Consider the following 26,093-nt stretch of genomic DNA (forward strand, 5'->3'; position numbering starts at 1 on the left):
GGGTTGCTACTAACGTCTTGACTCTCGTGCCCCGGGGGGACAAAATAGCCCATTGGGGTCGCTATGTAATTTGTTGACCCGCAACGTCCACGGCGTCTTGGCCGCCCGCTGTCGTTCGACCGGGATGTCGCCCTTCAGACCGCGATGCTGACCTTTTGGCGTCATGGCTACGAGACCACGTCGGTGGCCGACCTGACCGCCGCCATGGGCGTGACGGCGCCCAGCCTCTACACCGCGTTTGGCGACAAGAAGCAGTTGTTCCTGGAAGCCGTGCGGCTGTACGCGGGCGATCCAGACGTCATGGCGCGGGCCATCGGCGATGCGCCCAGCGCCTTGGAGGCGGCGCGTGACCTGATGACCGCAGCCGCCACCGCCTATACCGGCGAGGAGACGCCCAGGGGCTGCCTGCTTGCCAGCGCGACCGCCAGCGGGTCGGCGGCGTCCTGCGACGTGCAACAGGCCGTCGCAGACATCCGGCGTGGCGTGCAACGGCGCCTTGATGAGAGAATTCAGCGAGACATCGCCGACGGCGCGCTCCCGTTGACCACGAACCCGGCCGAGCTTTCGGGGCTGGTCATGGCCGTCATACAGGGGATGTCCGTGCTCGCCCGGGACGGCGCGAGCCGCGCGTCCTTGCTGGCGACGGTCCAGGCGGCCTTGCGCGCCTGGCCTGGCATGGGCGCTGATCGATAGGGCCCGCCGGCGTCGCCGGCCGAGGTGGGTGACAGGCCCATGGGCCTGTCACCGTCCGCCCCTTTAGAGCATTTCCCGACCTGACTGCGTCAGGCCGTGAGCTCTAATCTTCTGTTTTGACGCACTTTTCTTCACACGAACCGGAACCACTTCGCTCGAAAAATGCTCTAGTGGTTATGCCTCGGCAGCTTGCTCGCCAGGTCCTGGTACTTGACCGCGAACTCCAGCACCGCGCCGGTTTCCAGCTGGCCGGTATGGGCGCGGTAGATTTCCTGCCAGGGCGTCATGGTGGCCGGCACGGCGGGGATGCCCTCCAGGCGCCGCTCGGCGATGGTCGCCTCGTCCACCAGGGCGTTGCACTGGCCGGTGTTGAGGTCGATGCGGATCCGGTCGCCGGTGCGCAGCCAGGACAGGCCGCCGCCGATCGCGCTTTCGGGCGAGGCGTTGAGGATCGAGGGGCTGTCGGCGGTGCCCGACTGGCGGCCGTCGCCCAGGGTGGGCAGGCTCATGATCCCGCGCTTCAGCAGGGCGTCCGGCGGCTGCATGTTCACGACCTCGGCCGAGCCCGGCCAGCCGATCGGACCGGCCCCGCGGATCACCAGTATGGTGCGCTCGTCGATCTCCAGCGACGGATCGTTGATCCGGGCGTGATAGTCGTCCGACCCGTCGAACACCACCGCCCGCGCCTCGAACGCGCCCGTATTGCCGGGCTCCGAGAGATAGCGGTCGCGGAACTCCTGGCTGATGACGCTGGTCTTCATGATCGCGAAGTCGAACAGGTTGCCCTTTAGCACCAGGAACCCGGCCCGCTCGCTCATCGGCGCCGCGTAGGGGAAGATCACCTCGCGGTCGCGGGTCTCGCGGCCTTCCAGGTTTTCCGCCATCGTCTTGCCGGTGACGGTCATGACGTCGCCGTGCAGGCGGCCGGCCTGCAGCAGCTCCCACAGCACCGCCGGCGCGCCGCCGGCCCGGTGGAAGCGCTCGCCGAGGTACTTGCCGGCCGGCTGCATGTTGAGGATCAGCGGGATGTCGTAGGCCGCCCGCCAGTCGTCGGCGGTGATGTTCAGGCCCGCGTGACGGGCCATGGCCACGATATGCGGCTGGGCGTTGGTCGAGCCGCCGGCCGCCGCCACCAAGGCGATGGCGTTCTCGAAGGCCTTTTGGGTTAGGATGTCGAGGGGCTTCACATCCTCATAGGCCAGGTCGACGATCCGCTGGCCGGTGCGATAGGCCATCTGGCCGCGCTCGCGATAGGGGGCGGGGATGGCCGCGCAGCCGGTCAGCGACAGGCCCAGGGCCTCGGCTACGGCGTTCATGGTCGAGGCCGTGCCCATGGTGTTGCAATGGCCGGCCGAGGGGGCGCTGTCGGAGGCGCGCTGGATGAACTCCTCCTCGTTGATCTCGCCGGCCGCCAGCTTGCGCCGCGAGCGCCAGATCACCGTGCCCGAGCCGACCAGCTCATTGTTGTGCCAGCCGTCCAGCATCGGCCCGCCCGACAGCACGATGGCCGGGATATTGACCGTGGTGGCGGCCATGATGCCGGCCGGGGTGGTCTTGTCGCAGCCGGTTGTCAGGACGACGGCGTCGATCGGATAGCCGTGCAGCACCTCGACCAGGCCCAGATAGGACAGGTTGCGGTCGAGCGCCGCGGTCGGGCGGCGGCAGTTCTCGAAGATCGGGTGGACCGGGAACTCCATCGGGATACCGCCGGAATCGCGGATGCCGTCGCGGATCCGGCTCACCAGGTCCAGGTGGATACGGTTGCACGGCGAGATATCGCTGCCGGTCTGGGCGATGCCGATGATCGGCTTGCCGCTGCGCAGTTCCTCAGGCGTGATCCCGTAGTTCATGAACCGCTCGAGGTAGAGCGCCGTCATGTCGATATGGTCGGGATTGTCGAACCAGTCGCGCGATCGGAACCGGCGTGGGGTACGGCCCGATGGGGTGTGATTAGAGGTCAAGACGCACCTCGTATTGGGGTTGGCCGGCGACGGCGACGGGCAGGGCGAACAGGCCGCCGCACAGGGGGAAGGCGGTGAGCTGGTCGTCGCTCAGCCCCTTGCGGGCGGTGGTGAAATAGACGGTCTTCAGGTCGGGCCCACCGAAACAGGGCTTGGTGACATTGATGGCCGGCAGGGTGATCCGGTCGACGACCTCGCCTTTCGGGGAGATCCGCACAGCGCCGTTGCCGCCCCACAGGGCGGTCCAGATGTAGCCGTCCGCGTCGACCACCGAGCCGTCGGGCCAGGCGTTTTCGAGCTCAAGCTTGAAGAACAGCCGCTTGTTCGACAGCGCCCCGCCCTCCATGTCGTAGGCCCAGATCACCTTCTCCAGCGTGTCGGTGTGATAGAAGGTCTGGCCGTCGGGACTGACGCAGGGGCCGTTGGTGATGCAGATGCCGGTGTCCTCGGCGATCGGCCGGCCGGCCTCGTCGAGGCGGTAGAGCGCGCCGCTCGGGTCCTCCTCGCCGTCGTCCATGGTGCCGAACCACAGCCGGCCCTCGCCATCCACCGTGGCGTCGTTGGGGCGATTGTTCAGCTCCGGCGGCTCGATCTCGCCCAGGAAGGTGAAGCCGATGTCGGGGTGGAAGTGATGCAGGCCGCTCTTCAGGCCCGCCACGAAGCCGCCGCCAGCCCGGGGCGCCAGGAAAGTCACTTGGTCGGGAGCGTCGAAGCTGGTCGTCTCGCCGCTGGCGGGGTGGAAGCGGTGGACCTTGTGGCTCTTGATATCGACAAACCACACGGCCTGTTCCTCAGCCGACCAGATCGGACCCTCGCCGAGCGTAGCCTTCAGGTCCCAGACGCAGAGGGGTTCGGGCATGAGTCTATCCATTTTTGAACCCTTCCCCCCGGAGGGGGGAAGGGTAGGGATGGGGGCGGCGCCGCCAGTTGGAAGCTGTGATTCCATCGCCCTATCCTGAACCGTTTCCACCCCCATCCCCAGCCCTTCCCCACTCCAGGGGGAAGGGGGCTCAAGGAGCAACCCCTAACGCCAGCCGGCGTCGATCCAGTATTCGTGACCCGTGCACAGGCTCGCATCGTCCGAGGCCAGGAACATCACCAGCGAGGCGATGTGGTCGGGCAGCAGCCGGCCCTTCAGGGCCTGGGCCTTGACGATCTCGGCCTCGCCCTCGGGCGTATACCACTTTTCCTGGCGCTTGGTCTTGACGTTGCCGGGCACCACGCAGGTGACGCGGATGTCGTCGGGGCCGAGCTCCCGGGCCAGGGCGCGGGTCATGCCCTCGATGCCGGCCTTGGCGGTCTCGTAGAGCACCAGGTCGGGCAGGCCGAGGTGCCAGCTGATCGAGCCGAAATTGATGATCGCCCCGCCGCCGCGCGCCTTCATGCCCGGCGCCACGGCCTGGGTGGCGAACAGCATGTGGCGCAGGTTGACGCCGATCCGCTCGTCCCAATAGGCGGGCGTGATGTCGGCCAGGCTGTGGCGGTCGTCATTGCCGGCGTTGTTGACCAGAACGTCGATGGGGCCAATCTCGGCGAAGGTCTTGGCCACGGCGTCCAGGTCGGTCAGATCGCAGCGGATATAGACCGGCGCGATCTCCGAGCCCGCGAGCCGCGCGGCCAGCGCCGAGGAATCTTCGTCGGCGACATCGAGAAAGATCACCTCGGACCCCTGGCGGACGAAGCCGGCGACGATGCCGGCCCCGATGCCCGAGCCGCCGCCGGTGATCACCACGCGCTTGCCCTTGAGGCTGGGATAGATAGCGGAAGACATGGAGATCACGACCAGGAGTAAGCGGTTTTGGTTTGGGTATAGAACTCGACCGCCGCGAAGCCCTGCTCGCGGGCTCCGTACGACGAGCCCTTCGAGCCGCCGAACGGCACGTGGTAATCGACGCCGGCCGTGGCCAGGTTGACCATGGTCATGCCAGCCTTGGCGTGGCGTTGGAAGTGGCGCGCGTGCTTCAGCGAGGTGGTGGCGATGCCTGCCGACAGACCGAACTCGGTGTTGTTGGCGACTTCCAGGGCTTCCTCGTAGCTCTTGACCCGGATGGTCGAGGCGACGGGGCCAAAGACCTCCTCATTGTTGATCCGCATCGACGGATCGGTGTCGGCGATCAGGGTGGGGTGCACGTACCAGCCGGGGTTTTCCAGCTTCAGACGCTGGCCGCCGGTGACCAGCCGGCCGCCTTCGCTCGTGGCGATGTCAATATAGCGGTAGCTGGTTTCCATCTGGTCCTCGGTGACGGCCGGACCGATCTGGGTGTTGGGGTCGAGCGCGTCGCCCACCCGCAGGGCCGCGACCTTCTCGGCCAGCAGGGCCACGAACCGGTCGTGGATGCCGTCCTGGACGATCAGGCGCGAGCTGGCCGTGCAGCGCTGGCCGGTGGCGAAATAGGAGCCGTCCAGGGCGATGGCCACGGCGCGTTCAAGGTCGGCGTCGTCGAGGATGATCAGCGGGTTCTTGCCGCCCATCTCCAGTTGCACACGGGCCTGGCGGGCCACGGCGGCGGCGGCCACCTGGCGTCCCACGCCCTGCGAGCCGGTGAACGACACGCCGTCCACGCCCGGATGCTTGACCAGGGCGTCGCCCATGGCCCCGCGCCCGAACAGCATGTTGAACACGCCGTCCGGCGCGCCGCATTCCTGGATGATGTCGGCCATGGCGGAGGCCGTGGCGGGCGTCGGGCCGGCCGGCTTGATGACCACGGTGTTGCCGAAGGCCAGGGCCGGGGCGGCCTTCCACGCCGGGATGGCGATCGGGAAGTTCCAGGGCGTCACCAAGCCGAAGACGCCGACGGCCTGGCGATAGGTCTGGATCTCGACGCCGGGGCGGGTGCTTTCCAGGTTCTGGCCGTGGCGGCGCAGGGCCTCGCCGGCGAAATATTTGAAGATCCGGCCGGCGCGGACTGTCTCGCCGACGCCCTCGGGCACGGTCTTGCCCTCCTCGCGGGCCAGCAGGCGGCCGATCTCGGCGCTGCGAGCGATGATCGTCGTGCCCACCTTGTCCAGCAGGTCCGAACGCACTTCGGGGGAGGATTCTGACCAGGCCGGGAAAGCCGCGCGGGCGGCGCTGACGGCGGCGTCAACCTCGGCCGCGCCGCCGTCGGGAAGTTGGGCGACGACGTCGTTGGTGTTGGACGGGTTGAGGCTCTGGGTCGGGGTGTCGCCGCTGACGCGTTGGCCGCCGATCAGGTGGTGCAGGGTGTCGGTCATGCCGGATTCCTAGAGACTAGAGCAGGCCGCGGCCGGCCAGATTGCGGATCAGGGCGGAGACGCCGAAGGTCCAAGGGGGGGCGAGATCGCAGGTGGTGACCTCGTTCTCCAGCACGCCCAGCTTGGGGGTGGCCACGCGCACCCGGTCGCCGATCTTGTGGGTGAAGCCCTGGCCGGGGGTGTCGCGGTCCTGGATCGGCGCGAACATCGTGCCCAAAAACAGGGCAAAGCCGTCGGGATACTGGTGTTGCTTGCCGAACGCCTGGCCGGCGAGGACGGCGGGGTCGCGGCTGATCAGGCTCATATTGCTGTGGCCATCGAGCACGAAATTGTCGCGGCCGGTGATCTTCAGGGTGACCTCGGCCGAGCGGACGTCGTTCAGGCTGAACCCGTCGTCGAACAGGCGGAAGAACGGACCGATGGCGCAGGAGGCGTTGTTGTCCTTGGCCTTGCTGAGCAGCAGGGCCGATCTGCCCTCGAAGTCGCGCAGGTTGACATCGTTGCCCAGCGAAGCGCCGCGGATCTGGCCTTGGCCGTCGCACAGCAGCACGACCTCGGGCTCGGGATTGTTCCAATGGCTGTCGCTGCGCACGCCGACCTGGTCGCCCCAGCCCATCGACGACAGGGTCGGGCCCTTGGTGAAGATCTCGGCGTCGGGGCCGATGGCCACTTCGAGATATTGCGACCACAGGCCGTCCTTGATCAGGGTCAGCTTCAGGCGCGCCGCGCCCTCCGAGCCCGGATCGACGGCGCGCAGGTCGCCGCCCATGCTGTCGGCCAGCTGGGCGCGGATCTTCAGGGCCTCGGCGGCGTCGCCGCGCGCCCGTTCCTCGATGACGCGTTCCAGGGTCGAGACGGCGAAGGTGACGCCGGCGGCCTTCAGGCACTGCAGGTCGACGGGGGCCAGCAGCTTGGCGGCCGCGCCCTGTGGGTCGGCCCAGACCGGGCGGACGTCCAGGTCTTCCAACTGGCCCAGGTCGACGCCAGCCGGGATCGTCTCGCCCGGCGCGAAGCGGTTCATCAGGTCGGAGGTGGTGGGGGCGATCTTGCTGACGTCCTCGATCCGGCCGCCGCGCACGAGAATCGGGGTCGGTCCGTCGCCGAAATCGACACGGCCCAGCAGGGTCGCGTCACGCCAATCCTCGGGAAGGAACTCCGAAATACCCACCGCGTCTTCTCCCTCGTCGAGCTTTGCAACCCTACCAAGGCCACGCTCGTTCCTGCAAACCCACCTGTTAGCGCTAACATGCCGGGGCGCGCAAGTCGGTGATTTGATATTACAAATGGCGGGGGCAGGTAAGTCGGTTCGGAGGCTTTTGTCTCGGGCGCGACGGGGACGGCGCGCAGGCCGCCCCGTCGAGGAATGAGGATGTGACGGCGCCTCAGGCCGCGTAGTTCATCGCCTCGAGGTCTTCAATCAGGCTCGGCCCGGTCGGGGTCCAGCCCAGTTCCCGTCGCGTCCAGGCGCTCGAGGCCGGCATGTCCAGGGTGATGAACCGGGCCATCCAGCCAAAATGGACCGCCGCCTTCTCCGGCGTCAGGGACACCACCGGAACCTTCAACCCGTCGCCGACCACCTCGGCGATCTCGCGGGCTGTCACGCCCTCCTCGGCCACCGCGTGGTAGCGGGCGCCGGGCTTGGCGTGCTCCAGCGCCAGCCGGTAGAGGCGGGCGACGTCCAGGACATGGCCCGCGGCCCAGCGATTGGCCCCGTCGCCGACATAAGCCGAGACGCCCTTCGCGCGGGCGATCTCCACGGCGGGGGTGATCAGGCCTTGCTTGACCGGGTCGTGGACCTGGGGAAGGCGCATGACCGAAACATTGACGCCGGTCGACAGGGCCGCCTGGCCGGCGACCTCCGAGGCGCTGCGCGGATTGGGATGCTCCAGGTTGAAGATGTCCTCGACGGCCGGCCGGCCGTCGCCCGGGCTGCCCATCCCCGCGCCCGAGGTAATGACCAGCGGGCGGTCGGTTCCGACCAGCGCCGAAGCCAGGGCCTCGATGGCCCGGCGGTCCTTGTCGCAATTGGCCAGGAAGTTCTCGAAATCGTGGTCGAAGGCGCAGTGAATCACGCCGTCCGCCTGGGCCGCGCCCGCCCGCAGGCTGTCCGGGTCCTCGAGGCTGCCGCGATGGCTGTCGGCCCCAGCGACGGCCATTTGCCGGGCCCCGGCCTCGGACCGCGTCAGGCCCACGACCTGATGGCCGGCTTGAAGAAGTTCGGGAATGACGGCGGAGCCGATGAAGCCGGTGGCCCCAGTGAGGAAAACACGCATGGAAACACTCCGATATTAGCTGTTCGAAGGACCATGACGCCCTGGACCGATACTGTTAAAGTAGTGACCTTATCAGGGTATAATAGCCAACAGGCTCAACATGACCGTCGATATTGACAATCGGCTGGGGACCTATCTGAAAAGCCGGCGCGGGCGCATGGATCCGGTCGCCCTGGGGTTTCCCGCCTCGCGCCGGCGCACCACGGGGTTGCGGCGCGAAGAGGTGGCCCAGCGCGCCAACATCAGCGCCACCTGGTATACCTGGCTGGAGCAAGGCCGGGGCGGGGCGCCGTCGGCCGACGTTCTGCATCGCATCGCTGGCGCGCTGATGCTGACCGATGTCGAGCGCGAGCATGTCTTCCTGCTCGGCCTGGGGCGGCCTCCCGAGGTTCGCTACAAGGCGCCGGAGGGGGTATCGCCCCGCCTGCAGCGGGTGCTGGACGGCATGACCTCCAGTCCCGCCATGATCAAGACCGCCACCTGGGACATCGTCGCGTGGAATCGGGCCGCCGCCGCCGTGCTGACCGACTACGGCGCGTTGGCGCCCGACCAGCGCAACGTGCTGCGGCTGATGTTCAGCAATTCCCAGGTCCGCGCCGCCCAGGAGAATTGGGAGAACGTCGCCCGGTTCGTGGTCAGCACGTTCAGGGCGGACGCCGCCCGCGCCGGGGCCGTTTCCGAGGTCAGCCAGCTCGTCGATGAGCTGTGCCTGACCAGCCCCGAGTTCAAGCGGTTCTGGTCCGAAAACGACGTCGGCCTGCATGGCGAGGGCGCCAAGCGGCTCCACCACCCTATCCTGGGCGTGCTAGCGCTAGAATATTCCGCCTTCGCCGTCGATGGACGGCCCGACCTCAGCATGATCGTCTATAATCCGGTCACGGCGGCGGACGCCGAGCGTATTGGTTCGCTGATCGCGCGGACCTAGAGCAAGTCGCGCGATATAGGAATCGCACGGCTTGCTCTAGACTTTTGTTTTCGCATCGCTTTTGCGGAAAACCGGTGGCCACTTTTCCGCGCGATGCTCTAGGCTTCCGGCGCCGGCCCGGTCGAATCCCGGACGATCAGCGTATGCGGGTGGACCAGTTGCCGGGGCTCGCCGGTCTTGGCGCGGTTGCGGCGAATCTCTTCCAGCACCAAGTCGACGGCGGCGCGGGCCATGGCGGCGATGGGCTGGTGGACGGTGGTCAGGGCCGGCCAGATATTGGCGGCGATCGAGGTGTCATCGAAACCGACGATCGACAGGTCGCCCGGCACGTCCAGGCCCAGGCGGTGAGCGACGCCGGCTGTGGCGGCGGCCATGTCGTCATTGCTGGCGAAGATGGCGGTGGGGCGATCCTCGACGGCCAGCAACCGCTCGGCCGCCTCCAGGCCAGAGCGATAGGTGAAATAGCCCTGCTCGATATGCACGGCGTCCTGCGTCATGCCTGCGGCCTTGAGGGCGGCCATGAAGCCGTCCAGCCGCTGCTGGCTGACCGTCTGGTTGGGGTGGCCCTTGATGAAGCCGAAACGCTTGTGGCCGAGATCCAGCAGATGCTGGCCCAGCTCGTAGGCGGCGGCTTCGTTGTCGATGCGGATGGTGGCCATGTCGGCGCTGGGCATGCCCGGGGCCACGGCCACGGCGGCGGCGCCGGCCGCCTTGACCTCGGCCAGGACCTGGGCGTTCTCGCACAGCGGCGCGGGCAGGATCAGGCCGTCGACGCCGGTCTTCAACAGGCGGGTCAGGGTGGCGCCGGCCAGTTCGGGCTCGGCGCATTTCTCGATCACCACCTGGGCGCCCGTGCGGCTGCTCTCGTCCAGCGCACCGACCAGGAATTCCGACAGGTAGCCCGTCGAGGGGTTGTCATAGAGCAGGCCGATGCGGGCCGGCGCCGAGCCGGCCAGGCTGCGGGCTGCGGGGTTGGGGGCGTAGTTGAGGTCGCGGATCGCCGCGTCGACCAGGGCCTTGGTCTCGGACTTGACCGTGGTCTCGCGGTTGATCACCCGCGACACCGTCATCGGCGAGACGCCCGCCAGGGCGGCGACGTCGCGGATGGTGGCGCTCTGGGTCGTCCGGCGCCTTTGACGCTCGTTACGTTCGTTCATGAATAGCCCGTCCCTTTATCGCGGCGGAGACTAGCCCTGTTCGGCCTCAACTTGAAAGACGCGCGCTTTTGTCCGCGGACGGTCTGTCCTAGGCTGCGCCCAATGACCCCCTTCGGCGCCATCATCCTGACCGGCGGCGGCTCGCGTCGCATGGGCGCCGACAAGGCGTTGCTCGACTGGAACGGTCAGCGGGCGGTGGACTGCGTGGTCGCCCTGGCGCGCGCGGCGGGCGCGGCGCGCGTGTTGACCGCCGGGCGCGATCACGGGTTGGAGCATGTAGAGGATCCCGAGCCCGACGCCGGGCCCGTGGGCGGGGTGCTGGCGGGCTGCGCGGCGCTGGCGGCGAGCGGCCTGACGCGAGCGCTGGTGCTGGCGGTCGATGCGCCGACCGTGACCTTGGCCGACCTCGCGCCGCTGCTCGCCGCGCCGGGGGTGGGGGCGTTTTACGAGGGGCTGCCGGTTCCGATGGTGCTGGCTTTGACCGCCGTGCCGGGTGACGCGGAGGTCGGCTGGCCGTTGCGGCGGCTCGTCGAGCGGGCGGGACTGGTCGCCGAGCCCTGCGACGAGGCCGTGCGGTTGAGGCTGCGCGGGGCCAACACGCCGGAGGAGCGGGCGAGGTTGATTGTTTTCCCTTCTCCAAGGGGAGAAGGATATTGAGGGCTGGCCACCTCCAGGCGCCGCGTCAGTAAACGTCGCGCCGGTACCGCCCCTCGTCGCTCAGCCGCTCCACGGCCTCCGCGCCCAGCACCGCGACCAGCGCGGCATGGACGTCGCCCGACATCCCCTCCAGCGACCCGCACACATAGATCGCCGCGCCGTCCGCCACCCAGGCCCGCAAGGCGTCGGCGGCCTGCATCAACCGGTGCTGGACATAGATCTTGCGGGTCTGGTCGCGGGAGAAGGCCAGGTCGAGACGTTCCAGCACGCCGCTGGCCCGCCAGGCCTCGATCTCGTCGCGGTGGAAGTAGTCGTGCGCCTGGGTCCGCTCGCCGAACACCAGCCAGTTGCGGTGGCGGCCGGCCGTCGCGCGGGCTTTTAGATGGGCCCGCAAGCCGGCTAGGCCAGTGCCGTTGCCGATCAGGATCAGCGGCCGATCGTCGGTCGGGCCATGGAAGCTTCGGTTGGTCCGCACACGCGCGGCGATCTCGGCGCCCTTCTCGGCGTGGACGGTCAGCCAGCCCGAGCCCACGCCCGGCCTGCCGTCGGCGCGTCGCATGGTCCGCACCAGCAGCTCCACCCCGCCGCCGGCCGGTAGCGAGGCGATGGAATATTCGCGGTGGGGCAGGGGCGACAGAGCGTCGATCAGGGCCTGGGGCGTCGTCGGGGCCGCGCCGTCTTGCGGCAGGCGCCGCCAGGCCAGGACCGCCGCCAAGGTCGCGCCTTCGTCGGCCAGCACCGCAGCGTCCGGGTCCAGGGCCAGGCCCGACAGCAAGGCGGCGACCTCGGCGGGGTCGTTGCACGGCCCGATCTCCAGGATGTCGCCAGCCTCCCAGGTCGCGGCCTCGGCGGGCTCCAGCCGAATGTGGAACGCCGCCTCGCCGGGGCTGCCCGGATTGAGCTGTCGACGCTCGGCCAGGCGCCAGAGACCATAGCGGGGTCGGGTCCAGTCGGGGCTGTCGGTGACGCCGGCCATTATCCCAACCTGGCCCTGCCAATGGCGCAGGGCGGCGGCGTCGCCGTCATCGACCTCGACCCGGTCGAACAGCGGATGGGCCCTACGCCGGGCCAACCAGGCGTCGAGCGTGCGGCCAAAGGCGCAGAAGTGGGCGTAGCTGCTGTCGCCCAGGGCCAGGACGCCAAAGCCAAGGTCGTGCAGGTCGGGCGCCGCGCTCATCACATCACGCAGGAAGCGGCGGGCGGTGTCGGGGGCGTCGCCTTCGCCGGTGGTGCTGACCACGAACAGGGCGCGCCCAGCTTTGGCCAAGTCGGCGGCGGTGACGTCGGCCAGGGCCTTCAGCGTCACCCTCGCGCCGCCGTCGCTGAGCAGCTTGGCGGTGGCCAGCGCCAGCTGCTCGGCGAAACCGGTCTGGCTGGCATGGGCTAGCAGGATCGCCGCGCTCTCTCCGGCCGACAGGGCGTGGGCCTCGCGGCGGACGGCGCGACGGCGGCGGGCCTCGCGCAGGGCGATAGCGAGGCAGAACAGGGCATAGACGCCTAGCACCAGGCCGGCGGCGCAAAGCCGGCGGGTCTCGGGAGACAGGGCGAGCCAGGCGCTCATGCGTCGAGCATCGCCGTCAGGGCCGGCGACAGGCGCTCTACCAGTCCGCCAGGACCGTCGGCCAAGACCAGCACGGCCAGGCCCCGCACCGTGGCCAAGGCCAGGGCGACGTCGGGCGTCATCACGGTCAGGGCTGTGGCGTAGGCGTCGGCGCGCATGCAGCTTTCGTCCAGGACCGTGACGCTGACGGCGCCGTGTTCGACGGGGGCGGCGGTGGCGGGATCCAGGGTGTGGGCGTAACGCCGGCCGTCATGCTCGAAGAACCGGCGGTAGTCGCCCGAGGTGGCGACCGACAGGCCGTGCAGGGCGACCAGGGTGCGCGGGTTCTCATTGGCGACCGGTGGCCGCTCAAGCTCGACCCACCACGGCTGGCCGTCCGGCTTGGCGCCGGTCCCGCGCAGTTCGCCGCCGACCTCGACGAGGTACGAGCGGGCGCCGGCGCGATCGAGCGCGGCGGCGACTTGATCGACCGCGAAGCCTTTGGCGACGCCGTTGAGGTCCAGTGTCAAGCCGCCGGGCTGGAACAGGCGGTCGCCGTGGAGGATCAGGCCACGCCAGCCGGCGGCGTCCTGGGCCTTGGCGATCGCCTCGGGCAACGGCGGCGCGCCGGTAAACGGGCGGGGCCCGAAGCCCCACAGGTCGACCAGGCCGCCCAAGGTGGGGTCGAAGGCGCCCTCCGTGGCCTCGGCGACTTCCAGAGCGCACCGCAGCACTCGAAGCATGGCCGGGGGTAGGGCAGTCCAAGTTCCGGCGGCGGCGCGGTTATAGCGCGACAGGTCGGAGTCAGGCTCCCAGGGGCTCATCTCACGCACGACGGTGTCGAGCTCGCACTGGACCATGGCGGTCAGGGCCCGCGCCTTGGCGGTGGGCGGGGCCACCAGCTTGACCGACCAGGTTGTGCCCATGGTCTCGCCACCAAGCGCCAGCACCGCGCCGCCGATCGGGCGGGCGGGCGGCTCGGCGAGCAGGGGGACGAGGACGCGGGTCATGGGGAGGGGCCGGCCCCACCGTCGTCATCCCCCGGACAGGTCGGGGGATTGACGACGTGGAGTGTTGGCCGACTAAGGCCGCAGCGCTTCGAGCGTGGCGGTGTAGCTGGCGCTCGTGCCGTCGCCCGCCAGGGGCGTGGCGGGGCCTTGCTGACCGGCGCCAGGATCGCCCATGCCAGGACCGCCGGGCGCGCCACCGGGACCACCAGGGCCGCCGCCTTCACCGCCGGCGCGACGACCGGTCTCGCCGGAACGCGCGACAGCGTTCATCCAGTAGAGGCCGGCCTCCGGGAAGGTGACCTTGAAGCTGCCGTCCGCGCCGGTCTTGACCTTGAAGTCGCCCGGCGTGGCGCGATAGCGAGCGCTGCCGGGGGCGAAGGTCACCTCCAGATCGGCCGCCGGCTTGCCGTCTAGCAGGAACTTGAAGGTCGCCGCCTCGCCCGACACCAGGTCGTTGGGATGGGTCACCGGGATCAGTTCCAGGCCCTTGCCGGTCGGCTTGAACACCGTGGTGGTCGGGGCGTCACGGGTGACGAAGGTTTCGTTGCGGTTGAAGCTCTTGATCGTCTTCAGGTCTGCGGCGCCGGCCGGAACCTGCTTGGCGAAGTCCTCGGGCGTGCCGCGGAAGCGCTTGACCGCGCCGTTCTCGGTCCAGCTGGCCATGATATTGGCCGAGGCCGCGCCGATCTTATAGGTGCCCGGCTTGGTCAGCTGGACATCGAAGGTCGAGCGGTACTTGGCGGTCAGGGCGTTCTGGATCTTGTCGACCGAACCGTCCGGCGCGGTGACGACCACGCCGTCCAGCCGCATCGGGTTATGGTCGGCATAGAACAGCTCGTTCGAGATCGCCGCGTCGAAGCTGACCCAGATGTCGCCCGACAGCACGGTGGCCGTGGGCGCGATCCAGCCGCGATGGGCTTGGGCCGCGAAGGGCAGGGCCAGGACGAAACCGCCCAGGGTCATGGACGCGGCGACGGCGAGAAGGCGCTTCTTGAAGGTCATGGCGTTTTCTCTCTTCTATTTGACGGCGACGGTGACGGCGCCGAGTTCGGCTGTCCCCTTGGCGGAGGCGGGCTTGCCGGGTTTGCCCCAGGCAAAGGGCACGCGGACGGCCTCATGGCCGCCGACCTCGCGAGCGGCCTCGACGACCAGGTTATACTGACCGGGCTTGAGGTCCTTCAGCGGTCCCTTGGCGCCGCTGAACACCAGCTTCTGCGGACCGGGCGCGCGGGTGGCGCCGCTCAGGCCGTCGGCCGGGAAGCTCATGGTGCGGCCGGCCTTGCGCCACCACTGGCGCATGTCCTTCAACCATTTGACGCCCTTGTCCTCCTTGGAGTCGGCGTCATACCAGACCGCCAGCGTCGCTGCGGCCGAGGCGTCCGGCGCCTCCACCCAGATGGCCACATAGGGCTTGTGATATTCCGCGACCGTCAGGCGCGGCACCTCGACGGTGACATTAAGGTCGGCGGCCAGGGCCGGGGTCGCGACGGCCGCGCCGGCGCCAAGAGCCGAGAAAGTCAGCAGGGACAGGGTGCGCTTCATGGATGGACGCTCACAGGTGGACGAAAAGAATGACGAGCAGCAGCGGGATCACCAGGCCGCCGGCCACCAAGGGCCAGGTCAGGGGCCGGGCCCGCGCGTGGAACTGCAGCAGGATCAGGCCGGTGACCGCGAAGATCACGCAGGCCCCGGCGAAGATGTCGATGAACCAGCCCCAGGCCTTGCCGGCGCTGCGACCCTTGTGCAGGTCGTTCAGCAGGCTGATCGCGCCGCGCGTGGTCTTCTCGTGCTCCACCGCGCCGGTTTCGCGGTCGATGCTGATCCAGGCGTCGCCTCCGGGACGGGCCAGGGCGACATAGACTTCTTCCGCCGTCCACTCGCCGTCGCGGCGGGCGATGTCGGCGTCGACGGCCTTGTCCAGCCAGGTCTCGACCCGGATCGGCAGCGGGCGCTTGCCCTCGGTCGGGCCCTTGGCCAGCAGGGCGATCAGGTCGGCGGGCAGGGTGGCCTTGTGGTCGATGACCACGGGCTTGGCCTCGATCTGGCCGGCATGGTTGAGGGTGAATCCCGTCACGGCGAAGCCCAGCAGGCCGACCAAACTCAGGGCCGCGCTGATCCAGTGCCACTGGTGCAGTTGCTTGAGCCAGAACGAGCGGCGTTGCGGAGCGGGAGCGGTCTTCACGTTATCCGGGTCGGGGGGAGGAGGAGCGCAGCTTCATGCCCATGTTTGAGAACGACTTGCAAGAGCAAGCTCTGCGAAGGGTCTGATCTCGGCTTTGCGGCCTCCCAAATACGGCGCCTGCGACGATAGCGCACGGGGACGGACCCGGCCTCGGAGACTAGATCTGTTCATGTGTTGTTAAGAAAAGCCGGGGGCCGTCGCGTGCAGAAAATCCTAGTCGCCGAGGACGATATCCTGCTGGCGACCCTTCACGAGATTACCCTGAGCGAGGCGGGCTTCGACGTGTTGGTGTGCCGCGACGGGCAGCAGGCGCTGGAGGCCATGGACGCCTTCGATCCCGACCTGCTGATCACCGACTTCTTCATGCCCCGCATGAACGGCGGCGAGCTGATCAAGGCCACCCGCCGTCGTCGCGGCGCGCGCACGGCCGTGCTGCTGGCCTCGGGCCGCGAAGAGCATTCGATGCAAGCCGACGAGCGCGGCGACGCCCGCCTGGAAAAGCCGATCACCCCCGGCCGCCTGCTGAGCGCGGTGCGGGCGCTGGAAGAGCGCTTCGTCGGCGGCGCGCTGGCCGCGTAAAGTCCGCAGCCAGGCGGCCTCGATCCTTCAATCCTTTGGGCACAGCCCCTTGGGCGTCCAGTCCGAGGTGAGGGTCGTCGGCGGACTGCTTTCGCCATGCAAGATCAGGGCGAAGCCCTGCCGCGTTTCTCGGCCAATCGCCATCAGCAGCATGGGCGGGCCACGCGGCACCATCAGCGAGTGGCCTTCGCCTCGGGCGACCTGAACGCCGGCGGGCGTTTCCAGACAGCTTGCGCCACGGATCGCATAGAAGGCTTCGGGTCCGGAATGCACATGCACCGGCGCGGTCATGCCAGGCGCGAAGGTCGATTTCAGATATTCGGCGCTAAGCTCGCCCGGCGCCGCCTCGATCGGCAGCGGGCCGATGTCGGCCAGATGGCGTCCGCCCTCGCGTTCAAGGCCCTTGCCCCCCACATCGAAGAGCCAGACCCGGCCAAAGGCCTGAACGACGGCGCCGTGCGGCGGCCTGACGCGTTCGGCGGCGGGCAGGTCGGCGAAGGTATAGATGTTCCAGTAGAGCGGCCCCGGCGGCGGCGTCCCCAGATCCTGGTGGGCGACGAGACAGGCCGGCCCCGGTGTCTCGCCGGCCTGCCCCTGACAGGTCCGCGAGGTGGCCTGGGCTTGGGCGGAAAGCGGTGAAAGCGCGAGAAGCGCGAAAACGCCCAAGGAGACGGTCAGAGGTTTGGAGGTCCAACTCATGGTTCTCGTCTCGATGAACAGTGCGGTCAGTTTTGCCAAATCCAGCGCCTGACATCCAGCCATAGTTGTCCCCGCTACGCCGGCTTCAGACCTGTCAGCTAACGCGGGTCGGTCAGGGCAGGGGGAGCCCGCTGCGTGGGCGGCCGTCAAAAAGGGAGCGAATCCGGTAGTCTCTGCAAAAGGCGACCTCGACAAGGCCGGCCTTAGGGGAGAAGTATCCTGCCTTTCGTCGTGGGAGCATGCCCGCGCGTCGCATTGGGGTCGTTTTTTGAAAACGCTGTTCCTTACCGCCTCCGCTCTCGCCCTGGTTCTGACGGGCGGCGCTTCCGCCCAGGACCGCGTGCCCGTCCAGGCGCCGCCCACCCCGCAGATCGCGGCCGCCCAGGATATCGCCTATCCCGGCGTGCTGAAACTGTCGGTCGACGCCACCGATCTGGACCGCAAGATCTTCCAGGTCCGCGAGACGATCCCGGTCGCAAAGCCAGGCCCGATGACCATCCTCTATCCGCAGTGGGTTCCCGGCGGCCACTCGCCCCGCAACGACCTGGACAAGCTTGCGGGCCTCGTCATCACAGCCAATGGCGCGAGCTTGCCCTGGACCCGCGACCCGGTCGCCGTCCACGCCTTCCATTTCGACGTGCCGGCCGGCGCGACCGAGATTCAGGTCAGCTTCCAGTTCCTCACCCCGGTGAAGGCCGATGTCGGCCGTATCCTGGTGACCGACGACATGCTGAACGTGCAGTGGCTGCAGCTGGGCTTCTACCCGGCCGGCTACTACATGCGCGGCATTCAGATCGAACCGACCGTCAAGCTGCCGGAAGGCTGGGGCTTCGGCACCGCGCTGGAGAAGGCCTCGGCCAGCGGCCAGACCACCACCTTCAAGACCACCACCTTCGAGACGCTGGTCGACTCGCCGATGTTCGCCGGCCGCTATTTCAAGCAGGTCGACCTGGACCCGGGCGCGGCTACGCCGGTGCGGCTGAACATCGTCGCCGACAAGCCCGATCTGCTGGAGATCAAGCCGGAAGCCCTGCAGATCCATCGCAACCTCGTGCAGCAGGCCTACAGGCTGTACGGCGCGCACCACTACGACCACTACGACTTCCTGCTGGCCCTGACCGACAAGATGGGCGGCATCGGCCTGGAGCATCACCGCTCCAGCGAAAATGGCGTCACCCCCAAATACTTCACCGACTGGGAAAAGACCTATGTGGGCCGCGACCTGCTGGCCCACGAATACACCCACTCGTGGAACGGCAAGTTCCGCCGCGCCGCCGACCTCTACACCCCGACGCTGAACGAGCCGATGCGCGACAGCCTGATGTGGGTCTATGAGGGCCAGACCCAGTATTGGGGCAACGTACTGGCCGCCCGCTCGGGCCTGCAGACCAAGCAGCAGGGCCTGGACTCTCTGGCCATGACCGCCGCCCTCTATGACACTCGCGCCGGCCGCAACTGGCGCAATGTGGAAGACACCACCAACGACCCGATCATCGCCAATCGCAAGCCGGCCTCGTGGACCAGCTGGCAGCGGAGCGAGGACTATTATTCGGAAGGCCAGCTGGTCTGGCTCGACGCCGACACCCTGATCCGCGAGAAGACCGGCGGCAAGAAGTCGCTGGACGACTTTGCCAAGGCCTTTTTCGGCGTCGAGAACGGCTCCTACGTGCCGCTGACCTACGACTTCGACACCGTGGTCACGACGCTGAACGGCGTGGTTCCCTATGATTGGTCAAGCTTTCTGAAGACCCGCATCCAGGGGCTCTCGGCGCGCGCCCCGCTGGATGGCCTGACACGCGGCGGCTACAAGCTGGTCTATACCGACACGCCCACCGAGTTCTTCAAGGCGGCCGAAACGCGCGGCAAGGTCGTCAATCTCAGCTATTCGCTGGGCATTACGGTCGGCGCGCTGGGCGTGCTGTCGGCCGTCAACTGGGACACCCCGGCCTTCAAGGCGGGCCTGACGGCCGGCGAGACCCTCGTGGCGGTCAACGGTACGGCCTATAGCGACGACGGCCTGAAGGACGCGGTCAAGGCCACGACCAAGACCGGCGCGGCGCCGGTCGAGCTGCTGATCAAGGACGGCGAGCGCTATCGCACGGTGAAGATCGACTATGCCGGCGGCCTGAAGTATCCGCGCCTGGAACGCATCGAGGGCACGCCCGCGCGGCTGGATGATATCTACGCGGCGCGGAAGTAGGCTGATTTCGCCCCGGCTTTCATGCGAAGGTCGGGGCGTCTTTCCTTTTCGTCCCTGTCGCGAGTTTCCGATGAACCGTATCGCCGCCCTGGCCCTGGGCCTTTGCCTGTTGTCGAGCCCCGCCCTGGCGCGGCAGGCCTCGCCGCCGCCGCAACTGGTCAACGCGGTCGACACCGCCAAGACGCTGGCCGACGGTCAGGCGTTCATGGTGAAGAACGCCAAGGCGCCTGGCGTGATCACCACCGCCTCGGGCCTGCAATACAAGATCACGACCTCGGGTCCGAAGACCGGCCCGTCGCCCAAGCTCGGCGACATCATCAAGGTGCATTACGAAGGCAAGCTGCTGGACGGCAGGGTGTTCGACAGCTCGTTCGAGCGCGGCAAGGCGGCGATCATGCCGTCGGACGGGCTCATCCCGGGCTGGATGGAGGCCCTGCCGCTGATGCATGTCGGCGATGAATGGACCCTGTGGATCCCGGCCAGCCTAGGCTACGGCGAACGCAACACCGGTCCGATCCCGGCCAACAGCGTGCTGGTGTTCCGCCTGCAGCTGATCGGGATGCTGGCGGTGGATTAGAAAAGGGGCTGGAGTGGCGGCGCACTTGCCCCCACCTGGCGATTGCGTCGCCTGTCCGCCCCCACAGGGGGCGGAGTTTCGCGCGACCTGAGCTCCGCCCCCTATGGGGGTGGACAGACGGCGAAGCCGTCAGGTGGAGGCAAGTCAGTGAGCCACCTAAATCCCCGCCCTTGATTTCATCAGCGGCTGAATCCGCGTCCCGAAGTTCTCCACCCCCGCAACGAAGTCGTCGAACACCAGCAGCACGCCGGCCGTGCCGTCGACGGCGGCGACCTCGTCGAGCATGCGGGCGACGCTCTCATACGACCCCACCAGGGTGCCCATGTTGAGGTTCACCGCCGATTCCGGGGCGGCCAGCTGGGCGGTATTGGTGGTGGAACCGGCGGCGGCGTTGGGGGCGGCCTGGTTGGTCAGCCAAGCCAGGGCCTCCTGGTCGGCGCCGGCGCGATAGGCCTGCCACTTGGCCATGGCGGCCTCGTCGGTCTCGTCGGCGATGATCATGAACAGGATGTAGGAGGCCACGTCGCGGCCGGTCTTGTCGGCGGCGGCCTTGAGGCGGTCATTGACCGAGCCGAAGGCGGTGGGGGTGTTGGTCCCCTTGCCCAGGGCGAAGCTGTAGTCGGCATACTTTGCGGTAAAGGCCAGGCCCTCGTTCGACGAGCCCGCGCAGATCAGCTTGGTGTCCTTCGGATGGGGGCTGACCCGGCAGTCGGTCATCTGGAAGTACTTGCCCTTGAAGTCCGACACCCCGGTCTCCAGCAGCTCGCGCAGCACCGTCGCGTATTCGGCCAGGTAGTTGTAGCGATCGGTATAGTGGCCCTCGCCCGGCCACAGGCCCATCTGGTCATATTCGGCCTTCTGCCAGCCGGTGACCAAGTTGATGCCGAACCGGCCCGGGGCGATCGAATCTATCGTGGAGGCCATGCGCGCCACGATGGCCGGCGGGATGGTCAGGGTGGCGGCGGTGGCGAAAATCTTGATCTTGCTGGTCACGGCCGCCAGGCCGGCCATCAGGGTGAAGCTCTCGAGATTGTGCTCCCAGAACTGGGTCTTGCCGCCAAAACCGCGCAGCTTGATCATCGAGAGGGCGAAGTCGAAGCCGTAGGTCTCCGCCTTCTGGACGATCTCCTTGTTGAGCTCGAACGTCGGCATGTACTGCGGAGCCGCTTCGGAGATCAGCCAGCCATTGTTGCCGATCGGAATGAAGACGCCAATTTCCATATCAATTCCCCCTGCCTAAGCTTGATGTTGTGTTGAGCGATTACTCGCCCATTTCCGTCTCCCCGGCGAAGGCCGGGGCCCAGAGCAAGCCGCGCGATATAGGAATCGCACGGCTTGCTCTAGACTTTTGTTTTCGCATCGCTTTTGCGGAAAACCGGTGGCCACTTTTCCGCGCGATGCTCTAGGTGAAACCCACGAGCCGCTCAGGATGAATCTGGGTCCCGGCCTTCGCCAGGAAGGCGGCTTGGGGCGTGCAAAAACACCTCACGCCCCCTCCAGAAAATCGACGAGCGTCGCGTTGAACGCCTCCGCCGCCGTCACCGTGAAGCCGTGGCCGCCCCAGGGTGCGATGTCGAGCGTGGCGTGGGGCAGGCGCTCGGCCAGGCGGCGCGAGCAGGACAGCGGCACCAGCATGTCGTCAGCGCTGGCGCTGACCAGTACGGGGCAGGCGATGCGCGGCAGGTCGGCGTCGATGTCGAAATCCAGGAGCGCCTGAATGCGGGCGCGCATCACGTCGGGATCCGGGAAGCCTTGGATATGGTGAACCTCCTCGGCCTCCAGCCGGGCGTGGTTGGCGCTCAGCCAGTCGGCAGGAAAGAGGAACAGCGGCTGGGCGTGCACATAGGCCGCGATCCCCGTGTTGTTCAGCAGGGCCAGGCGGGTGTCGAAACAGCGCTTGATGTGCGGGTCGGGCCGCGACCAGCCGTTGACCACCACCAGCTTGCCGATGCGGTCCGAGTGGGTTAGCGCCATGGCCAGGCCGGCATTGCCGCCCGCCGCGTGGCCGACCACGTGGGCGCGCTCCAGGCCGATGGCGTCCATGACCTTGACGATGTCCTCGCCCGTCGCCGCCACGGTGTGCGGGTCGGTCAGGGTCCGCGCGCTGCGGCTCGTGCCGCGATGGTCGTAGAGCACCACGCGGAACCGCCCGAGCAGCGCGTCCATCTGCGGCGCCCAGAAGGCCCCGGAGCCGCCGAGCCCGGCCGACAGGATCACCGTCTGGCGATCGGCGGCCGAGCCGCCATGGACCTCGTGGTACAGGCCGTCGACGGTTCCGGAATTCATCTACTTGCCGATGTGGGCGACGGTGGCGATCTCGACCAGGAAGTCGGGCCGCACCAGGCCGCACTGGATGCAATAGCGCGCGGGCTTCTCGCCGGGGAAGTACTCGGCATAGACCAGGTTGATGGCGGCGTAGTCGGCCCAGTCCTTCAGGAAGATGTGGTTCATGGTCACGTCCTCCATCGTGCCGCCGGCGGTTTCGATCACCGACTTGATGGTCTCCAGCACCTGCCGCGTCTGGGCCGAAGCGTCGCCGACATGGGCGACATTGTTGTCCTTGTCGAAGGCCAGGGTGCCCGAGACATAGACGATCCCGTCGGCCAGGGTTCCGGGCGAGAACGGGGCGATGGGCGTACCCGTGCCGGGCGGGGTGATGACGGTCTTGGGCATGTCTCTCTCCAGATTCTCAAAAGCGTGTCATCCCGGACAGGGCCCGCAGGGCCGCCGATCCGGGACCGCCGGAAGCGCCTGCGTTCACGCGTCGGTCCCGGATCTGCGCGCTACGCGCTTGTCCGGGATGACAACGGTTGCTGCTGCCCCACCGCCCCCTTGAAGTCTGCGGTCGTCGATACCCAGCCGAAGAACGTCTCGATGTTGTAGAGCGCCGCCTTCTGCACGAAGTCCGGGCCCGCTTGATGCGTGGCGTCCTCAAGCACCGTGCCGAAATATTCCAGGAAGAAGCCGTCCCTCAGCGTCGACTCGACGCAGACGTTCGTCGCGATCCCCACGAACACCAGATGACGGACGCCGCGCGAGCGCAGCACGCTGTCGAGCTGGGAATTGAAGAAGCCGCTGTAACGGGTTTTGTGCAGCTGGATGTCGCCGGGCTGGGGCTTGAGAGCGTCGACCAGCTCATAGTCCCAGCCGCCTCGGGCCAGCAGCTTGCCCTGCAGTTCGGGCCGGGCGCGCATGGTCTTGAGCGCGTTGGACTTGTGGAAGTTGGGCGAGCCCGGACCGCCGGCCTCGACATAGTCGCTGTCCCAGCCGTTCTGGAAATAGATCACCGGCATGCCCGCGCCGCGCGCCACGTCCAGCACGTCCTTGATCTTGTCGATCACGGCGGCCGCGCCGCTGATGTCGAAGCCCGCCAGGTCGAGATAGCCGCCCGGTGAAGCATAGGCGTTCTGCATGTCGATGACGATCACGGCCGTCTTGTCGACCGGCAGGGCGATCGGCTCGGGGCGGGCCGGCAGCATCAGGGTGTCGGGTGTCGTCATGCGCGCTCATTCCTGCGGTCAAGGATGGCCCTAGAGGTGAGCGACGCAGGTAAGACCATCGCGAGACGCGGCGCAATCGATCGATGATCGCCGAACGCCGAGTGCCCCACGGGGCGCCCAAGTCTTGGGCTAATTCAGAAATGGCTTACTCATTACCGACGCCCGTCTCAGGCGTTTCAGGCTTCGCGCCCGCGGGCGGCTTGGGTAGAGACAAGCTGAGCACGCAGACCAGGCCCGTGGGCCGATAGTCGAACCTGGCCTCGCCGCCCAGGTCGGACTTCAGGCTGGCGGCGATCAGGCGCGAGCCGAAGCCCGAACGGCTGGGGGCCGAGACGGTGGGACCGCCGCGCTCCTCCCAGTGCAGGGTGACATGATGGATGGCACGCGGATCGGCGTGCCAGACGATTGTCACCGAGCCTTCGGGCGCCGAGAGCGCGCCATATTTGACGGCGTTGGTGGCCAGTTCGTGGAACACCATCGACAGGGCCAGGGCGGCGTTGGGCGACAGGGCGACCGGCGGGCCGGCCAACACGGTCTGGCCCTCGTAGGGCTCCAGCGTCTGGTGCAGTATATCCTCCAGGTCGGCCCCTTCCCAGACGCTCTTGGTCAGGAGGTCGTGGGCCCTCGCCAAGGCCAGCAGGCGCTCGTTGAAGGCCGGCAGGCCGGGCACATCGGCCGGGCGTCCCAGGCTCTGGCGGGCCAGGGACTGGACCGTGGCCAGGGTGTTCTTCACCCGGTGGTTCAGCTCGTTGATCATCAGCCGCTGGCGCTGGCGGGCGCGATGCTCGTCGGCCTCGCGGGCCCGCAGCTGGGCGGCGGCGTCGTGCAGCGCGGCGCGCACCTCGGCGATCTCTTTCAGGCTGTCGGGGGCGGTCGACACCGTCTCGCCGGCCGCCACGGCCTTGGCGTCGATCACCAGGCCGCGCACCGCCACCGAGATATCGCGCGAGAACAGCGAGGCCACGGTTGCGCCGATGGCCAACAGCACCAGGCCCGCCAGGGTCAACAGACCCACCGAAACCCAGTTGGCCCGATCCAACTCGGCGCGCGGCACGCCGATGATGAACGCCCAGCCGCTGGTCGGCGATCGGCTGAAGGCCGAGAGGGTGGGCGTGCCGTCCAGGGTCCGACTCAGGATCACGCCGTCATTGCCTCGGGCCAAGGCCGCCCGCATGCTGCCGCTGGCCTTGTGGCCCAGGAAGCGGTCCTGGTCGCGAGACCGCGACACCACCGAATGGCTTCGATCGACAATGGTCGCCACCCAGGTCGGCGGGATGTTCTGGGCGGCGAAGATCGACGAAAAGGCCTTGGGCGACTGGATGTAGGCCAGGTCTTGCAAATGGCCATCGACGATCACCGGCATGTCGATCGCCACGAAGGCTTGCCTGGGATCGGCGCTCAGGACCAGGTTCGAGACTGCGGTTCGGCCCGAGCGCACCGCCTCCCAGCGATAGGGCGGCGTCTTCGACTGGGGCAGGGCGGCGCCGGGCGGCGATTGGGTGTTGAGCAACTGGCGCTGGCCGTCGAGCAGCACGACCCAGCCATCGCCGCCTTGCACCGCCGCGCGGGCCTGGCGCTCGAAGGTCGGGAGGTCGCCGGCGATCAGGGCGGGCGAGACCGCCAGGGTCTGCAGGATACTCTGCCCCTGGCCGATCTGGCGGTCGGTGGCCAGGGCCAGGGCCCGGGTCGTGGCTACCAGTTGCCGCTCATCACGGGCGCGGCTGTCGGAATATTCGGCGCGCGCCAGCAGGGCCATGAAGACCATGGCCGGAACCACCAGGCTCAGGGCCATCAGCAGCAGGCGCCGCCGCACCGTGCTGGCCGCCGGCGGGCTGGCTTGGACTGTCTCTTTCGCCAAACGGACGCGCTCACCCTGCTGTATCCGCCGCCAACAGAGAATGCCGGCCGCGTCGGGTCAAGCGCTTCCGCGTCTTCGAGCGTCGCGCGAGCTTCACGGCAACCTTCGGCCGCGCTTGGAATTCATTTGCGTACCCACGGCGAAGATGTCGGGGATTTTGGGAGACATCACACCATGCGCATCGTCACCATCGCGGCCGTCGCCGCCCTCGCCCTGACCGCCACCGCCTGCGAGAACAAGGCCGAGGAAGCCCAGAAGGCCGCCGCCGCCAGCGACGCCGCCGCCATGTCCAGCAAACAGGCCGCAGCCGCCGCGGAGACCGCGGCCCAGGCCAGCGCCACCGCCGCCGCGACCGGCGACGAAGCCACCCAGAAGGCCGCCGGCGACGCCGCCGCCGCCGCGGGCGACCAAGCCGAGAAGGCTGGCGACAAGGCCGAAAAGGCCGGCGACAAGGCCAAGGACGCCGCCCACTAAGCGTCCGCCGTCGAAGACTGAAGGGCCGGCCCCGCTTGTGCGGGGCCGGTCTTTATATTGCGCGGAGCAAACCCGGCTCGCGCCGCGTTGTTCTCGCATGACCAAGCCCCGCAAGACCCGCCGCAAGACGGCCACCGTCGTCGACGCGTTTTGCCTGGCCACGACGGCTGGAGAACTGGCCCTGGCCTCGTGGCAGGTGGTGGGCGCGCGCACGCCGATGATCGCCCAGGCTTTGCGCGACCCGATGCGCGGCGACTACGCCGAACTGACCAAGATGGTGTCCGAAAAGCCCCTGGCCTTCGCGCGCGGCGCGGCGGCGGGCGGCGCGGGTCTTTTGGCGATGGTGGCGGAATCCAATCGCTATCTCGGCGAGGCCTGGAAGGCGCCGGGCCTCGGCGTGGTGGCCGCTCCCGTGGCCGCGCCCATGGCGGCGATGGCCTTTTGGGGACGAATGATGTCGCTAAGCATGGCCTGGCAGGCGGCGATGATCACCCCGGTGCACGCCGCCGCGACGGCCAATGCTCGACGCCTTGGACCCAAGGCCGTGTCGAAAACGAGCGTTTTCCCCTAGCCCTGAACCGGAAATGGCCTTCAT

At 68.2% G+C, this 26,093-nt stretch carries 26 protein-coding genes; 8 read left to right on the plus strand and 18 right to left on the minus strand.

The genetic code is table 11. From position 1 onward, the window contains the following. Nucleotides 1-144 precede the first annotated feature (144 nt). On the plus strand, nucleotides 145-693 hold the full coding sequence (locus tag ACP7AG_RS13370) for a TetR/AcrR family transcriptional regulator (protein ID WP_426031401.1): 549 nt from the start codon (nucleotides 145-147) through the stop codon (nucleotides 691-693). Nucleotides 694-860: 167 nt separating this feature from the next. On the opposite strand, the gene xylD is transcribed toward ACP7AG_RS13370, so the two are convergent. The 6 genes from xylD to ACP7AG_RS13400 all read right to left on the minus strand — a co-directional run bounded on the left by xylD (nucleotide 861) and on the right by ACP7AG_RS13400 (nucleotide 8,140). Next, nucleotides 861-2,654, minus strand: coding sequence for a xylonate dehydratase XylD (gene xylD / locus ACP7AG_RS13375; RefSeq protein ID WP_426031402.1), 1,794 nt, complete (start codon nucleotides 2,652-2,654; stop codon nucleotides 861-863). Continuing rightward, nucleotides 2,644-3,513, minus strand: coding sequence for an SMP-30/gluconolactonase/LRE family protein (locus tag ACP7AG_RS13380; RefSeq protein ID WP_426031404.1), 870 nt, complete (start codon nucleotides 3,511-3,513; stop codon nucleotides 2,644-2,646). Before ACP7AG_RS13380 ends, xylD begins: the two co-directional genes overlap by 11 nt. Nucleotides 3,514-3,678: 165 nt before the next feature. Next, nucleotides 3,679-4,425, minus strand: a complete 747-nt coding sequence (xylB, locus tag ACP7AG_RS13385) for a D-xylose 1-dehydrogenase (protein ID WP_426013097.1) — start codon at nucleotides 4,423-4,425, stop codon at nucleotides 3,679-3,681. 5 nt (nucleotides 4,426-4,430) lie between these two features. Then, a complete protein-coding gene (locus ACP7AG_RS13390; protein ID WP_426013095.1) occupies nucleotides 4,431-5,867 on the minus strand; it encodes an aldehyde dehydrogenase family protein in 1,437 nt (478 codons plus the stop codon). Between the two features lie 16 nt (nucleotides 5,868-5,883). Beyond that, complete coding sequence (locus ACP7AG_RS13395; RefSeq protein ID WP_426031406.1) at nucleotides 5,884-7,035, minus strand: fumarylacetoacetate hydrolase family protein; 1,152 nt, start codon at nucleotides 7,033-7,035, stop codon at nucleotides 5,884-5,886. A gap of 214 nt (nucleotides 7,036-7,249) precedes the next feature. Next, complete coding sequence (locus tag ACP7AG_RS13400) at nucleotides 7,250-8,140, minus strand: SDR family oxidoreductase (RefSeq protein ID WP_426031408.1); 891 nt, start codon at nucleotides 8,138-8,140, stop codon at nucleotides 7,250-7,252. A 100-nt stretch (nucleotides 8,141-8,240) separates the two neighbouring features. Here ACP7AG_RS13400 and ACP7AG_RS13405 point away from each other — a divergent pair, with 100 nt between their 5' ends. After that, nucleotides 8,241-9,065: a helix-turn-helix transcriptional regulator gene (locus tag ACP7AG_RS13405; RefSeq protein WP_426031410.1), complete on the plus strand. Its 825-nt coding sequence runs from the start codon at nucleotides 8,241-8,243 to the stop codon at nucleotides 9,063-9,065. A 98-nt stretch (nucleotides 9,066-9,163) separates the two neighbouring features. Here ACP7AG_RS13405 and ACP7AG_RS13410 read toward each other — a convergent pair whose 3' ends face one another. After that, a complete protein-coding gene (locus tag ACP7AG_RS13410) occupies nucleotides 9,164-10,222 on the minus strand; it encodes a LacI family DNA-binding transcriptional regulator (protein ID WP_426031412.1) in 1,059 nt (352 codons plus the stop codon). Between the two features lie 102 nt (nucleotides 10,223-10,324). Between ACP7AG_RS13410 and ACP7AG_RS13415 the strand changes: the two genes are divergently transcribed. Then, a complete protein-coding gene (locus ACP7AG_RS13415) occupies nucleotides 10,325-10,879 on the plus strand; it encodes an NTP transferase domain-containing protein (RefSeq protein WP_426031414.1) in 555 nt (184 codons plus the stop codon). 25 nt (nucleotides 10,880-10,904) lie between these two features. Here ACP7AG_RS13415 and ACP7AG_RS13420 read toward each other — a convergent pair whose 3' ends face one another. From ACP7AG_RS13420 to ACP7AG_RS13440, 5 genes are all read right to left on the minus strand, one after another. Next, nucleotides 10,905-12,440: a sulfite reductase subunit alpha gene (locus ACP7AG_RS13420; RefSeq protein ID WP_426031416.1), complete on the minus strand. Its 1,536-nt coding sequence runs from the start codon at nucleotides 12,438-12,440 to the stop codon at nucleotides 10,905-10,907. Next, nucleotides 12,437-13,429, minus strand: a complete 993-nt coding sequence (locus ACP7AG_RS13425) for an FAD:protein FMN transferase (protein WP_426031418.1) — start codon at nucleotides 13,427-13,429, stop codon at nucleotides 12,437-12,439. The genes ACP7AG_RS13420 and ACP7AG_RS13425 overlap by 4 nt, the downstream gene beginning before the upstream one ends. 72 nt (nucleotides 13,430-13,501) lie before the next feature. Next, nucleotides 13,502-14,431, minus strand: a complete 930-nt coding sequence (locus tag ACP7AG_RS13430; protein WP_426031420.1) for a DUF4198 domain-containing protein — start codon at nucleotides 14,429-14,431, stop codon at nucleotides 13,502-13,504. A gap of 15 nt (nucleotides 14,432-14,446) precedes the next feature. After that, the gene (locus ACP7AG_RS13435; RefSeq protein ID WP_426013079.1) at nucleotides 14,447-14,971 is read right to left on the minus strand and encodes a DUF2271 domain-containing protein; all 525 of its coding nucleotides are present in this window, start codon (nucleotides 14,969-14,971) and stop codon (nucleotides 14,447-14,449) included. Nucleotides 14,972-14,981: 10 nt separating this feature from the next. Next, nucleotides 14,982-15,611 (minus strand): PepSY-associated TM helix domain-containing protein, encoded by a 630-nt coding sequence (locus ACP7AG_RS13440; protein WP_426013078.1) that lies wholly within the window; start codon nucleotides 15,609-15,611, stop codon nucleotides 14,982-14,984. A gap of 201 nt (nucleotides 15,612-15,812) precedes the next feature. Here ACP7AG_RS13440 and ACP7AG_RS13445 point away from each other — a divergent pair, with 201 nt between their 5' ends. Then, complete coding sequence (locus ACP7AG_RS13445) at nucleotides 15,813-16,190, plus strand: response regulator (protein WP_426013076.1); 378 nt, start codon at nucleotides 15,813-15,815, stop codon at nucleotides 16,188-16,190. Between the two features lie 27 nt (nucleotides 16,191-16,217). On the opposite strand, the gene ACP7AG_RS13450 is transcribed toward ACP7AG_RS13445, so the two are convergent. Beyond that, complete coding sequence (locus ACP7AG_RS13450; protein WP_426031422.1) at nucleotides 16,218-16,889, minus strand: hypothetical protein; 672 nt, start codon at nucleotides 16,887-16,889, stop codon at nucleotides 16,218-16,220. Between the two features lie 268 nt (nucleotides 16,890-17,157). On the opposite strand from ACP7AG_RS13450, the gene ACP7AG_RS13455 reads away from it, so the two are divergent. Both ACP7AG_RS13455 and ACP7AG_RS13460 read left to right on the plus strand, forming a co-directional pair. Further along, nucleotides 17,158-19,089 (plus strand): M61 family metallopeptidase, encoded by a 1,932-nt coding sequence (locus ACP7AG_RS13455; protein ID WP_426031424.1) that lies wholly within the window; start codon nucleotides 17,158-17,160, stop codon nucleotides 19,087-19,089. Between the two features lie 70 nt (nucleotides 19,090-19,159). After that, nucleotides 19,160-19,666 (plus strand): FKBP-type peptidyl-prolyl cis-trans isomerase, encoded by a 507-nt coding sequence (locus tag ACP7AG_RS13460; RefSeq protein ID WP_426031426.1) that lies wholly within the window; start codon nucleotides 19,160-19,162, stop codon nucleotides 19,664-19,666. A 156-nt stretch (nucleotides 19,667-19,822) separates the two neighbouring features. Here ACP7AG_RS13460 and rutA read toward each other — a convergent pair whose 3' ends face one another. The 5 genes from rutA to ACP7AG_RS13485 form a co-directional block, all read right to left on the minus strand. After that, nucleotides 19,823-20,887 carry a pyrimidine utilization protein A gene (gene rutA, locus ACP7AG_RS13465; protein WP_426031428.1) on the minus strand — a complete coding sequence of 355 codons (1,065 nt, stop codon included), beginning with the start codon at nucleotides 20,885-20,887 and terminating at the stop codon, nucleotides 19,823-19,825. Nucleotides 20,888-21,151: 264 nt separating this feature from the next. Continuing rightward, nucleotides 21,152-21,952 carry a pyrimidine utilization protein D gene (gene rutD, locus ACP7AG_RS13470; protein ID WP_426031430.1) on the minus strand — a complete coding sequence of 267 codons (801 nt, stop codon included), beginning with the start codon at nucleotides 21,950-21,952 and terminating at the stop codon, nucleotides 21,152-21,154. Continuing rightward, nucleotides 21,953-22,339, minus strand: a complete 387-nt coding sequence (gene rutC / locus ACP7AG_RS13475) for a pyrimidine utilization protein C (protein WP_426013067.1) — start codon at nucleotides 22,337-22,339, stop codon at nucleotides 21,953-21,955. 110 nt (nucleotides 22,340-22,449) lie between these two features. Beyond that, complete coding sequence (gene rutB / locus ACP7AG_RS13480; protein ID WP_426031432.1) at nucleotides 22,450-23,166, minus strand: pyrimidine utilization protein B; 717 nt, start codon at nucleotides 23,164-23,166, stop codon at nucleotides 22,450-22,452. A gap of 145 nt (nucleotides 23,167-23,311) precedes the next feature. Then, nucleotides 23,312-24,958, minus strand: coding sequence for a sensor histidine kinase (locus ACP7AG_RS13485; RefSeq protein WP_426031482.1), 1,647 nt, complete (start codon nucleotides 24,956-24,958; stop codon nucleotides 23,312-23,314). Between the two features lie 240 nt (nucleotides 24,959-25,198). Here ACP7AG_RS13485 and ACP7AG_RS13490 point away from each other — a divergent pair, with 240 nt between their 5' ends. Next, on the plus strand, nucleotides 25,199-25,498 hold the full coding sequence (locus ACP7AG_RS13490; RefSeq protein WP_426013063.1) for a hypothetical protein: 300 nt from the start codon (nucleotides 25,199-25,201) through the stop codon (nucleotides 25,496-25,498). 97 nt (nucleotides 25,499-25,595) lie between these two features. Then, on the plus strand, nucleotides 25,596-26,069 hold the full coding sequence (locus ACP7AG_RS13495; RefSeq protein ID WP_426031434.1) for a hypothetical protein: 474 nt from the start codon (nucleotides 25,596-25,598) through the stop codon (nucleotides 26,067-26,069). Nucleotides 26,070-26,093 lie beyond the last annotated feature (24 nt).

This window comes from Caulobacter sp. DWP3-1-3b2 (assembly GCF_049896325.1).
Lineage (GTDB): Bacteria > Pseudomonadota > Alphaproteobacteria > Caulobacterales > Caulobacteraceae > Caulobacter.